The 12,272-nt window shown below is 73.6% G+C and carries 10 protein-coding genes; 9 read left to right on the top strand and 1 reads right to left on the bottom strand.

All coding sequences use genetic code 11. The annotated features are described in order from the left end of the window. Window positions 1–289: 289 nt before the first annotated feature. The 9 genes from ACYVGT_RS00050 (at window position 290) to ACYVGT_RS00010 (ending at window position 10,840) form a co-directional block, all read left to right on the top strand. Complete coding sequence (locus ACYVGT_RS00050; RefSeq protein ID WP_460854220.1) at window positions 290–1,432, top strand: glycerate kinase; 1,143 nt, start codon at window positions 290–292, stop codon at window positions 1,430–1,432. 190 nt (window positions 1,433–1,622) lie between these two features. Then, window positions 1,623–2,684 carry a 2-keto-3-deoxygluconate permease gene (locus ACYVGT_RS00045; RefSeq protein WP_460854219.1) on the top strand — a complete coding sequence of 354 codons (1,062 nt, stop codon included), beginning with the start codon at window positions 1,623–1,625 and terminating at the stop codon, window positions 2,682–2,684. Window positions 2,685–2,778: 94 nt separating this feature from the next. Next, window positions 2,779–4,047, top strand: coding sequence for a nickel-dependent lactate racemase (gene larA / locus ACYVGT_RS00040; protein ID WP_460854218.1), 1,269 nt, complete (start codon window positions 2,779–2,781; stop codon window positions 4,045–4,047). Between the two features lie 83 nt (window positions 4,048–4,130). Beyond that, on the top strand, window positions 4,131–5,060 hold the full coding sequence (larE, locus tag ACYVGT_RS00035; RefSeq protein WP_460854217.1) for an ATP-dependent sacrificial sulfur transferase LarE: 930 nt from the start codon (window positions 4,131–4,133) through the stop codon (window positions 5,058–5,060). Window positions 5,061–5,179: 119 nt separating this feature from the next. Continuing rightward, window positions 5,180–5,962, top strand: coding sequence for a nickel pincer cofactor biosynthesis protein LarB (gene larB / locus ACYVGT_RS00030; RefSeq protein WP_460854216.1), 783 nt, complete (start codon window positions 5,180–5,182; stop codon window positions 5,960–5,962). Beyond that, a complete protein-coding gene (gene larC / locus ACYVGT_RS00025; protein ID WP_460854215.1) occupies window positions 5,959–7,143 on the top strand; it encodes a nickel pincer cofactor biosynthesis protein LarC in 1,185 nt (394 codons plus the stop codon). Before larB ends, larC begins: the two co-directional genes overlap by 4 nt. 145 nt (window positions 7,144–7,288) lie before the next feature. Next, the gene (locus ACYVGT_RS00020) at window positions 7,289–8,371 is read left to right on the top strand and encodes a toxin C-terminal domain-containing protein (RefSeq protein WP_460854214.1); all 1,083 of its coding nucleotides are present in this window, start codon (window positions 7,289–7,291) and stop codon (window positions 8,369–8,371) included. A 116-nt stretch (window positions 8,372–8,487) separates the two neighbouring features. Further along, window positions 8,488–9,321, top strand: a complete 834-nt coding sequence (locus tag ACYVGT_RS00015) for a hypothetical protein (protein ID WP_460854213.1) — start codon at window positions 8,488–8,490, stop codon at window positions 9,319–9,321. Window positions 9,322–9,923: 602 nt separating this feature from the next. After that, a protein-coding gene (locus ACYVGT_RS00010; protein ID WP_460854212.1) for an IS5 family transposase occupies window positions 9,924–10,840 on the top strand; the annotation gives its coding sequence in 2 pieces (ribosomal slippage) (window positions 9,924–10,311 and window positions 10,311–10,840; 918 coding nt in all). 161 nt (window positions 10,841–11,001) lie between these two features. Here the strand turns inward: ACYVGT_RS00010 and ACYVGT_RS00005 are convergent. Next, a partial coding sequence (locus ACYVGT_RS00005; RefSeq protein ID WP_460854211.1) for a hypothetical protein occupies window positions 11,002–12,272 on the bottom strand: 1,271 nt, incomplete at its 5' end.

Raw genomic sequence — 12,272 nt, 5'->3', positions numbered from 1 at the left:
GCGCCGCCAAGAGGAGTGGAACCGCACGGCGCGCCGGCAGCGATGCCGTGTGCTGGACACACGCGCGGTGCGCCGCTTCTCGCACCCCGCAGTGTGAATCCCTGTGACCAGGTCGCAGGCGGGGGACACGGTGTGCTGCCACTCGAACACGTTCGGCGATCGCTTGTGCACCTGCCCGATCCGGGGCCGCCCAACCCGCCCGAGACTCGGGCGCACGCCCATGTCGCGGCCCCCGGCAGCCGGATTACGGTTGTGACGACCTTCACCGCTCCGACCCCTGGACTTCACGTTGCGCATCGCTGTCGCCACCGACTCCTTCAAGGGCAGTCTCGGCTCGCTCGAGGCGGGCCGCACCATCGCCGACGGGCTGCGCTCGGTACTGCCCGGCGCCGATGTCTCGGTGACGGCGATGGCCGACGGCGGCGAAGGCACCCTCGACTGCCTGCTGCACGCGTGGGACGGGGCACCGGAGGAGGTCGCCACCCAGGACGCGATCGGCCGGCCGCGCACCGCCCGAGTGGGGCTGTCGGCCGACCGCACATCAGCCGTCGTGGAGCTCGCCGAGTCCTGCGGGCTGCCGCTGGTCTCCGACACCGCCGCGCAGCCCCGCCGCGCGGACACCTTCGGCACCGGCGTGCTCGCCGCGCACGCCCTGGACGCGGGCGCCCGCGAGATCCTGCTCTGCGTCGGCGGCAGCGCCAGCACCGACGGCGGCACCGGGCTGATGCGCGCGCTGGGCGCCCGCTTCCTCGACGCCGACGGCGCCGAGCTCGCCCCGGGCGGCGGCGACCTGGTCCGGCTGGCCTCCATCGACGACTCCGGGCTGCACCCGGCCGCACGCCAGGCCGCGTGGCGCATCGCCTGCGACGTCGACAACCCGCTGACCGGCGCGCGCGGCGCGGCGGCCGTCTTCGGGCCGCAGAAGGGCGCCGACCCCGACGACGTCGCCCACCTCGACCGCGGCCTGGCCCGGCTGGGGGAAGTGCTCGCCGCGCAGTACGGCCGCGACATCGCCGACCTGCCCGGGTCGGGTGCCGCCGGCGGCACCCCGGCCACGCTCACCTGCATGCTCGGCGCGGTCCTGGTGCCGGGCGCGCGGCTGGTCGCCGAGGGCGCGGGCCTGCCCGGCCTGATCGGGCACGCCGACCTGGTGGTCACCGGAGAGGGCGCGTTCGACTCCCAGTCCCTGGACGGCAAGGTCGCCGGCACGGTCGCGCAGCTGGCCGCCGAGCACCGGCGCCCGGTCGTGGTCTTCGCCGGCCAGGTGGGCCTGTCCACCGAGCGCGCCCGCGCAGCCGGAATCGCCGCGGCCGTACCGATCGCCGCCGGCCCGGCCGCGCTGGCCGACCTAGTGGGCGACGCCGAGCCCCTGCTCTTCGAGGCCGCCGCCCGCTCCGCGGCCCTCCTCACCGCTCTGGAGCCCACCGCCTGACCCGACGCGGCAGCACGCCGCACCCAGCACCCCCGCCGGCCGGCGGCCGCCCCCTGGGCTGCCGCGCCCGTATCCGGCGTACCCGCTCACACCCCTGAACCCGGCCCGGCACCCGCCGGCCGCGGACCGCGCGCACCCCGCACCAATCCCCTCCCCTTCCCTCCCCACCCCCGACCCCACAAGGAACCCCATGGCAACCGGCTCCGGAGCAGCCCCCGCGGCACGGCTCCGCTCCCCCTTCTTCGGATTCATGGACCGCTTCCCCGGCGGCATCATGATCGTCCCGCTGATCCTGGGCTCGCTGTTCGCGACGTTCGCGCCGGCGGCCCTGGACATCGGCAGCTTCACCACCGGCCTGTTCCGCGACTCCGCGCTCCCGCTGATCGGCCTGCTGATCTTCGCGGTCGGCACGCAGGTCAACATGAAGACCGGCGGCCCCGTGCTGGCGCACGCCGGCGTGCTGCTGCTGTGCAAGAGCCTGATCCCGGCGACGCTCGCCGTGGTGCTGGGCCTGTTCGTGGGCCTCGACGGCATCCTCGGCGTGTCGATCCTGGCGCTGCTGGCGGCCTCCGACAACAGCAACAGCGGCCTGTGGGTGGCCTTCACCTCCAAGTACGGCGGCGCGCGGGACCGCGGCGCGTTCATCGGATCGGCGCTGAACGACGGCCCGTTCCTCACGCTGCTCTTCCTCGGCGCCTCCGGGCTCGGCGAGATCCCGTTCACCGCGCTGCTCGCGGCGGTCGTGCCGCTCCTGCTCGGCGTCATCGTCGGCAACGCCGACCCGCGCTGGCGGGAGATCGTGCGGCCCACGCCGAACATCGTCATCCCGTTCTTCGCGTTCGCTCTGGGCACCGACATCAACCTGGCCGACGTGCTCAGCGGCGGCCTGCAGGGCATCGCGCTGGGCCTGGTGCTCGCCCCGTTCACCGGCTTCCTGTGCTACCTGGGCTACCGGTTGCTGCTGCGCCGCGGCGCGCAGTCGGGGATCGGCTTCGCGGCCGGCACCACGGCGGGCAACGCCATCGGCACCCCCGCCGTCGTGGCCGCCGCCGACCCGACGTTCCTCCCCTACGCGGGCACCGCCACCGCGCAGATCGCCGCCTCGGTCCTCGTGACGGCTCTCCTCGCTCCGCTGCTGGCAACATGGATGCTGAAGCGCTCCGGCGGCCTGGAAGCGGCGGCGAAGGCGGCCGAGGAGGAGTCCGGCGACGCCGGGCCCGCCGAGCGCGCCGAACCGGAACCCCGGGTCTGACCGGCCCGCCGCACCACCGCTGCGCGGGGCGGTCCGCCCCGCGCAGCTCTCCTGCCCCCCGCCACTCCGCGATCCCCAGACGAAAGACCCCACCATGGACGTGCGCCTCGCCTACGGCGAGACCGGGCTGACCGTCGACCTGCCGGCGGACACGACGGTCGTCGAACCCGAGCACCACCCCGGCGCCCCCGACCAGATGGCCTGCCTGCGGGCGGCGCTGACCTCGCCGGTCGCCGGCCCGCCGCTGCGCGAGCGGGTGCGCCCCGGGCAGTCGGTCGCCATCTCGATGTGCGACAGCACGCGCCCGCAGCCGCGCCACCTCATGCTGCCGGCGATCCTCGACGAGCTGTCCGGGATCATCGCGCCGGAGGACGTGACGGTGCTCGTGGCCACCGGCACGCACCGCGGCAACACGCCCGAGGAGATCCGGGCGATGGTCGGCGGCGACCTGGCCGACCGGCTGCGGATCGTCAACCACGACGCCCGGGACGCCTCCGCGCTCACCTGGATGGGGCGGTTCGGCGACAACGTCCCGGTGTGGCTGAACTCCCGGTGGGTCGAGGCGGACGTGCGCATCACCACCGGGTTCGTGGAGCCGCACTTCTTCGCCGGCTTCTCCGGCGGCCCCAAGCTCGTCGCACCCGGCCTGGCGGCGCTGGAGACCGTGCTGACACTGCACGACGCCGCCCGCATCGGCGACCCGCGCGCCATCTGGGGCAGTATCGAGGGCAACCCCGTCCACGACGACGTGCGCGCCATCGCGGCGGCCACCGGCGTGGACTTCGCCTTCGACGTGATCCTCAACCGGGACAAGGAGGTCGTGCAGGCGTTCGGCGGCGACCTCCTGCCGATGCACGAGGCGGCGCGCGAGGCCGCGCGCGCCGTGGCGATGCGCGAGGTCGACGCCGCATTCGACATCGTAGTCACCACCAATTCCGGCTACCCGCTGGACCAGAACCTGTACCAGGCGGTGAAGGGCATCTCGGCGGCGGCGACTGTCGTGCGGCCGGGCGGCACCATCATCTGCGCGGCCGAATGCCGGGACGGTTTCCCCGACCACGGCTCCTACCGCGAGGTGCTGGCGTCGGCGGCGTCGCCGCAGGCGCTGTTCGACGAGATCTCGGCCCGCACCGAGACGGTGGCGGACCAGTGGCAGGTGCAGATCCAGGCGCGGATCCAGAAGGATGTCGACGTCATCATGCACACCTCCTACCTCTCCGACGCCGACCTGGCCGGCGCGCACCTCTCCCAGACGTCCGACATCGGCGCCACCGTGCGGCGGCTGTGCGCCGAGATCGGCCCGGGCGCGCGGGTGTGCGCCCTGCCGGAGGGGCCGCAGACCATCCCCTTCTTCGCCCGCTGAGGCGGCCGGCCCGGCCCGCGGGGGCGGGCGGGCCGACCGCTCCGGGCGGGACCGCACAGCACGCCACCGAACGGGGGAGCTCCATGAACACCGCTACCGCCACTGACACCGAAACCGACACCGGCCGCGCCGCCGAACCCGCCGCAGCGGCACGCGCGCAGCGCCCTCCGCGCACCAGCCACGGCGCGGAGACCGACGGGCGCGCCGCGCTGGAGCGGCTGCGCGCGCGGATCGCCGAGGAGGACCGCCTGATCGTGGCGCTCTCCGGCGGCGTCGACTCCAGCCTGGTCGCCGCGGTCGCCGGCGAAGTGCTCGGCGACCGGGCGGTGGCCGCGACCGCCGTCTCGGCGAGCCTGGCCGGACAGGAGCGCCGGTCAGCGCGTGACTTCTGCGCCGAGCGCGGACTGCGGCACGTCGAGGTCGCCACCGACGAGTTCGACCGCCCGGAGTACGCCGCGAACGCCGGCGACCGCTGCTTCCACTGCAAGTCGGCGCTGTTCGACGCCTTCACACCGCTCTCGGAGGTGCTGGGCGCCCGGGTGGCGCTCGGCACCAACACCAGCGACCTGGGCGACCACCGCCCGGGGATCGCCGCGGCGCGGATCCGCGGCGCCGTCGCACCGCTCGTGGACGCCGGTTTGGCCAAGGCCGACGTCCGCGCAGCGGCGGCGGAGATGGGCCTGTCGGTGGCCGGCAAGCCGGCCGCCGCCTGCCTGTCGTCGCGCATCGCCTACGGCGACCCGGTGACGCCGGAGGCGGTGCGCGCCGTGGAGGACGCCGAGGCCGCGCTGGCCGCGCTCGGCTACGAGCGGCTGCGGGTGCGCTCGCACGCGCGCGGCACCGTGGCCCGGATCGAGGTGCCCGAGGACCGCCTGGACGACGTGCTCGCGGCCCGCGCCGAGATCGCCGCCGCGGTCAAGACCTGCGGTTTCGCGTTCGCCTCGCTCGACCTCGACGGTTTCCGCAGCGGCTCCATGAACGCCCTGCTCCCCGTGGTCGAGGTGCGCTCATGACGGCCCCCGGCGCTCCCCGCCGCGCAGATTCGGCCGCCCCTGGCGCGGGCACGGCGGAACCGGGCCCGGACTCCGCGCCACCGCACCCCGCGGGGGACGGCCGCGGTGGGGAACGCGGTGTGCACCCCGCCGGAGCCGCACCCTCCGCGCCCGGCACCGGGCGGACGGACGGCGCGCCGGACCCCAGCGGCTACGCCGACCTGGGGTATGCGCGGGTGGATACCGACCGCGCGCGGCGCCAGGGCGTGCCCGAGGTCGTCTACGGGCCGGGCAAGCGGCCCGAGGAGATCGCCGGGATCGCGGCGCGGCTGCTCGGCGGCGGCGCGGGGCCGGTGCTCGCGACCCGGGTCGGGCCGGAGGCGGCCGCCGACGTCTCCGCCGCGGTGCCCGGAGGTACCTACGACCCGTCGGCGCGGGTGCTGTGCTGGCGCCCGCGGCCGCAGGACCGCGGTTTCACCGTCGCGGTGGTCACCGCCGGGACCGCGGACGGCCCGGTCGCCGATGAAGCCGCCGCCGTGGCCCGCGCCATCGGGCTGACCGTGCTGGAGGAGCGCGACGTCGGCGTGGCCGGCCTGCACCGGCTGCTGGCGGTGCTGCCCCGCATCGAAGAGGCCGACGCCGTCATCTGCGTCGCCGGCATGGAGGGCGCGCTGGCGAGCGTGCTGGGCGGACTGGCGGCGGCGCCCGTCGTCGCCGTCCCCACCTCGACCGGCTACGGCGCCGCGCTGGAGGGCGTGACCGCGCTGCTGGCCATGGCGTCCTCCTGCGCGAGCGGGCTGACCGTCGTCAACATCGACGGCGGGTTCTCCGCCGCCATGGCCGTGCACCGCATGGCCGTCGCCGCCGAGCGGCGCGACCGCCGCGGCGCTGCCGCCGCGCACACCACGGGAGACCGCGCATGATCTGCTGGCTCAACCCCGCTACCGGCCTGTCCGGCGACATGCTGCTCGGGGCGCTGCTCGACGCCGGGGCCGATCTCGACGCGGTCCGCTCGGCCGTCGCCGACACCGGGCTGACCGGCTGGTCGCTGGACGCGGAGCGGGTCGGCGTGGACGGCATCCAGGCAACCAAGGCGGTGGTGGAGACCGATGACGACGCCACCCACCGGCATGCGTCGGTCCTGATCGAGCACGTGCGCCGCACGTCGGAGCCGGCCGTCGCCCGGCTGGCAGAGCGGGCGGTGCGGGCGATCGCGGAGGTCGAGGGCGCCCTGCACGGCGAGGATCCCGAGCGGGTGCACCTGCACGAGATCGGCGGCCTGGACACCGTCGTCGACACGGTGGGCGTGGCAGCCGCACTGTTCTCGCTGGGGGTGGAAGAGGTCTACTCCTCGCCGCTGGGCCTGGGCGGGCACCGCGTTGGCACCGCGCACGGCGTCCTTCCGGCGCCGGCACCGGCGACGGCGCGGCTGCTCATCGGAGCGCGGATCGCCGGGCTGGACGTCGCCGGCGAGACCGTCACGCCGACCGGCGCGGCGCTGGTGCGCGCGGCGGGCACCCGCTTCGCGCCTCCGCCGGAGATGGTGCCGACGGGCGTGGGGCACGGAGCCGGCACCAAGCGCTTCCCCGGTCGCCCCAACGTCCTGCAGGTCATCCTGGGCGCGCCGGCGCGGGAGCGCCCGGAGGGTCCGGTGGCCCGCCGGCTCGTGCAGCTGGAGGCCAACCTCGACGACGTCACCGGCGAGCTGCTCGGCCACCTGATCGACGCGGCACTGGACCGCGGCGCGCTGGACGCGTGGGCGGCGCCGATCGTGATGAAGAAGGGCCGCCCCGCCCACACCCTGTCGCTCCTGGTCCCGTCCGAGGGCGCAGCGGACTGGCGGACCTGGCTGCTCGCCGAGACGGGATCGCTGGGCGTCCGCGAGACCGAGCCGCTCCGCTTCGCCGTCGACCGCTCCTGGTCGGAGGTCACCGTGCACGGCCGCACCATCCGCATGAAGCACGGCCCCTGGGGCGTCAAGCCCGAACACGACGACATCGCCGCCGCCTCCGCCGCCCTCGGCATCCCCTGGCGCCGCATCGCCCTGGAGGCCCACAAGGCCGCGTTCGCCCAGGACACCCCGGCCGAATCCGGACAGGAGTGACCCGCTGACCTGCGCGCTCTGACGGCCTGGGACCAGCCTTGGGCCTCCGGGCCCTTCTCCGATCACGGCACACGGTATTGACTCTGGCATGCGCCCGTTTCCTGTCTTGTGGCGCTCACACGTCGCATTGCCGGGAGATTGAATCGTGCGCTGGGTTTGGAGAGCTGAGGCAGGCGGATTCAAGGTCGAATACGGCGCCGTCGTCCTGCTTGTAGCGGCCGTCGTCGCCGCGGTACTCGCCTTCGGCTTGCCCACCAATGTGCGCCACCTCTACGTGGTCGGTCTCTGCCGCATCGATCCCGATGCTGAGGATTGCGATGCGCTGGGCCCCCCAGACCAGGGAGAGGCAGACAGCCCGCCTGCATCATCGGAATCGCCCGCTCCGCCTTCCCCCTCAAATGATTCTGAAGAGGGAGCCGAGGACGAGGAAGAAGATCCCGATAATGACCCGGAGATCCTCTACGACCCCGCCTTTATGGAGGATTTCGAAGCACTGCAGGACGCGAACAATGCTGTCGATTCCGCCGAGAGCGAGTACGACAATCTCGACGAAGAGCTTATGGGCCTTCTCCTCGACCTCATGGGAGTGGAGGATGCGCGCGCGTGCCTCACCGAGGGTGACATCATTGCATGCCTGTCCACCATTGTCAGTTTCACCCCCTGGGGCAAGGGACTCAAAGCCATCAAGACTGCCCCCAAGATCGCGAAACTCTTCTCGCGCTGGAAGAAGCTGAAGAAGGCACGCGACGAGGCACGCTCCCAGCAAAGGACAGCGCGGGAGCGGATGCAAGAGACATCCGGTTCATGCCCCATCTCGCCGCAGACGTCCAACCGGATGGTCCCCGCCGATTCCTTCGGCACCATCGACACCCTCAGCGCAACGATCACCGTCGCGCCCGCATACACCCAGGCTTCCACTCCGATCGACCTGACTCCGGTGAACAGCGGCAGCCGCGGCAAGCGCTGCACGCCACTGACCAAGAGCCAGCTGACCGATATGGCTAAATATCTTGGCTATAAACCAACCAAGAAGAACGCAAAATGGGGAAAGGTTTGGGAGAATAAGAAGGGGAGTCCCCGCTACATAGCGTTCGATAAGGACCAGCACAACGGCGAGTTCAAGGGCGCCTCTTCGTCGGAAACACTGGAGAAGGGCAAGCGCGACGGTTCCTATAAGGTAGTGGTCGACAGCAACGGGGCGCCGCAGCTCGAATGGGTGAAGGATTGAACATCGAATACCGGATCACCGCCTTCAGCGGTACAGCTGGTCGCGCCGGCTCTACCGCGGCAGCCGACGTCTGGGCACGGGCACTCCGCACAGTAGCTGGCGTGTACGGAGGGCCGGTGGAAGTGCAGCATCCGGTGACCGAGGGGGTTCCGGAAGCGGCGGCCGAGCGGTTTCCGGACGGGACCCGGGTGGACGCGGGGACCGCGGAGGAGCTGCTGCGGCACGCGGCCACGGGGCGCACGCAATGGTGCTTTGCGTTCGGCGGTCGTGCTCTCGTCGTTCCGGGTGAGCCGCCATTCCTGTACGTGGCGGCCGACACTGACCTGGGCGCTGCCCTCACCGCGGCCGTCGGCGCGGGTGCGGAGGTAGAGCGCTGGTCGGAGATCCCGAACCCCTACGCGCTGTTCGACGGTGAGGAGTACGCCACCGCTCCCGCCGATGCCGCCTTCTGGGAACGGGTGCGGGCCGCCTGCCGCGCCTTCCCCGGACCGCACCTGGTGCGGGAGCTGTGGGCGGTGCCATCCGGTTCCGTCTACCACGACCTGACCGTGGCGGCGGTGCCGCCGATCGCTGCGGGGCTCAAGCCGAACTCCCTGGTCTCAGCATGGTTCACGGTGCCGCGCAGCGCCCCAGCGGACGTCTGCCGCGAGCTGGCCGGGCTGGGCTGCGACGATCTCGCGGCGCTCGACGTCCGCCTGCGGTTGGTACCGGCAGGACCGCACCGCTTCACGCACGCCCTGGTCGACGGCCCGAACCTCCGTGCGGACGCCGAGCGCAGCGATCTCCCGGCGGAGCGCCGCTACTCCCCCGACCCCGACTTCGACACCGACGACGCCTGGCTGCACGCCCACCTCACCGCCGTCGTCCCCCGCACAGACGGCACCGTGAAGCGCCGGTGGGGCCTCCCCTCCGACTGGCTCACCGCCGACCTGCGGCCGCCCTCGCCCTGAGCTGCTCGACCTCGCGCGGACGGACCGGAATGGCGCTGCCGCCAGCGCTCCCGCCCGGGGCACCCCGCGGAGGCGAAGGAGAGCAGCCGGTGCGCCGGGGACAGACACCGCGACGGCCGAGCTGAGCGGCCGCTCCGGCGCCTCCGCTCCCGTTGCCGCGCGAGCGTTCAGTCAGCGCCGCTGGCCGCTTACGGTGCAGGCGGCGCAAGGCCGGGCCTCGGCAGCCGGGGCATTACACCCCACCGGCTGGCGGCCCTGCCCGGTGGTGCGTCCCGCCCAACGCGGCGCCACCGCCGCAGGAGTACTCGGGGGCGCCGCAGCGAGCGGCTCGAAGCGGCGTCGTGGGCGGCCCCGTCCGAACTGTGCGGTCGCAGGAGGCAGCGATGGGGCGAAGGCCGGAGCCGATACGCGCACGGCCGACCCAGGTCAGTGTGCCGTGACGAGACTCGGTGCGATCAGAGCCGGCTCGCGAGCGTAATCTGCTGCCGCCGGGCCGGTGCAGCCGAGCGGGTCGGCCAGCGGGGGCGCGGATGCGGGGATCCACGCGAAGGGGCAGCTAGGGCGTGTGTGGTGGATCTTGGTTCTCGGGTCTGTGGCTCGCAATGCCGGTGTACAACCGGTATATGAGCCGCAGATTCGAGCTCACTGACCAAGAGTGGGACCTGATCCGACCTCTGCTGCCCCCGGGCACACCCCAGCGTGGAGGCCGCTGGCGCGATCACCGCCAGGTCCTCAACGCCATCATCTACCGCACCCGTACCGGTATCGCCTGGCGCGACCTGCCCGAACGCTACGGACCCTGGAGCACGGCCCAGCACCGGCTCCAACGCTGGGAGACCGACGGCACCTGGGCCCGCATCGAGCAGCACCTCATCGACACCGACAAGGACACCGACCTGGACGCCCAGATCGACTCCACCGTCGGGCGTGCCCACCAGCACGCCGCAGGAGCACGAAAAAGGGGAAGCGTGCCGAGGACTCACGAGCCGCCCAGGGCATCGGGAAGTCCAAAGGAGGCCTGAGCACCAAGATCCACACGATCTGCGAGGGCACCGGCAAACCCCTGGCCACCACCCTGACCCCGGGTCAGGAAGCCGACACCCTGCAGCTGCCGGTGCTGCTGGGGCTGGTTAGGATCAACACACCCGGGCCAGGCCGGCCCCGGAGCAGGTTGCGTGGCCTGGCCGCAGACAAGGCCTACAGCTCCAAGGCCAACCGGAATCTGCTGCGCACCACGCGAACCACGGGCACGATCCCCGAGCGCGAGGACCAGAAGGCCAACCGCCGCAGGCGGGGCTCGGCCGGGGGCCGGCCGCCCGGCTTTGATGAGCGGGCCTACCGCCAGCGCAACCGGGTGGAGCGGTTGATGAACCGGCGCAAGCAGTTCAGGGCTCTGGCCACCCGGTACGACAAACTCGCCATGACCTACCGGGCCACCATCAGGATCGCCGACATCCTCATCCGGCTACGCGCCCGACCCGACACGACCATGCACCAAGATCCACCCAACACACCCTAGGGCGTGTTGGGTGAATGGCGTTCGTCGCGAGCGGTGTCCTGGTGCACCCGTCGCACAGCCGACGAAGGAGTCAGGGCGGGTTTTCCCTGTCGAGAAGAGGAGAACGCCGCGAGGGCGTGCCGGGGCGACGCGCAGCAGGACAGTTGTCCACCCAACACGCCCTAGGGGCGGGTGTCCCGGTCGTCGGGGGTGCGGGAGGGTTCGGAGGCTTCGGGGTGGTCCGGCCAGAGGCCGTCGCTGCCGGGGGCGCCGTCGTCGGCGTAGCCGGATTCGGGGTCGGCGGTGCCGTAGGGGGCGTCCTCGTACTCCGCACCGAAGTCGCCGTCCTCGTCCTCCTCGCCGAAATCGGAGCCGAAGTAGGCGGCGAAGCCGGGGCCCAGGCCGTGCTCCTTGCGCAGGCGGGCCGCTGTCTCGGTGTAGCCGTTGGACTTGAGGAAGACGGCGAAGCGCTCCAGGAAGCCCTCGTACTCCTCCTCGTCCTCCCAGTCTGCGAGGGCCGCCGAGGCCGCGGCGAGCCACGGGGCGTGGTCGCCCTCCGGTCCGGCGTCGCGGGAGAAGGGTTCGGCCACTGGCGAGGGCGCGCTCGGCGTGTAGCCGTAGGCGGAGCCGCCCGCTCCGAGGATGCGGGCCACCGGGTCGTCGCCGACCGCGTCGGCGATGCTCGGGCCGTGCGCTGCCGCGTGCGGCGGCTCCTGCCCGCCGGTCCGCTCGCTCGGTGCACCGTCGGCGGACCGCGCAGCCGGCACGCCCGGGGACGGCACCGCTGCAGCGCTGTCCCCGGCGAGGGCGGCGAGCGCGGCGGCCGCCGCCTGGATGCGGTCCGGGTCGGCCGCCAGCCACTCCGCCGCAGAGCGCCCGGACTGCTGCGCCGGCCCGGCTGCGGTGCCCGCGTGGGCGGCCGGCTCCGCTGCGCGCAGCGCGCGGTCCCGGCGCAGTTCGCGGAGGCGGGCCAGATACTCGGCGTCGGCGGGCGCCAGGTCCAGCTGGACCCGTTCCGCCCACGCCTCGACCGTGTCCGCCCCGCAGGCCTCCGGGCCGAGGAGCGCCGCGACGCGGAACCGGGCCGCGGCGTGGTCCTCGGGCTGCTCGACCGCCGCGGCCTGCTGCGCCCGTGCGGTGACGGACCGGACGGCATCCGCCTCCGCGGCGTCGCCCCGGCCCGCTCCGCGGGGGCCGCGCCAGCAGACCACCGCGGAGAAGAGGAAGGGGACGTCGGAGCGGCCGCTGTAGAGCCGCAGGCCGAACACCTGCCGCTGCTGCGGCGCGCGCCGGCCGGCCGGCGCGGTGAACGCGGTGGCGGCGAGCAGCACGGCGGTGGCGAGGGCACCGAGCCCGGCGGCGAGGAGGAGGGCGCCGGCGGAGGACGACGCGGCCGGCAGCGCGCCGGCGGCCGCGGCCCAGGCGGCGAGCGCGGCTCCAGCCGTAGCGGCGG

The sequence above is a fragment of the Nocardiopsis coralliicola genome (assembly GCF_054779695.1).
This window is presented reverse-complemented; position numbering and strand designations above follow the sequence as displayed.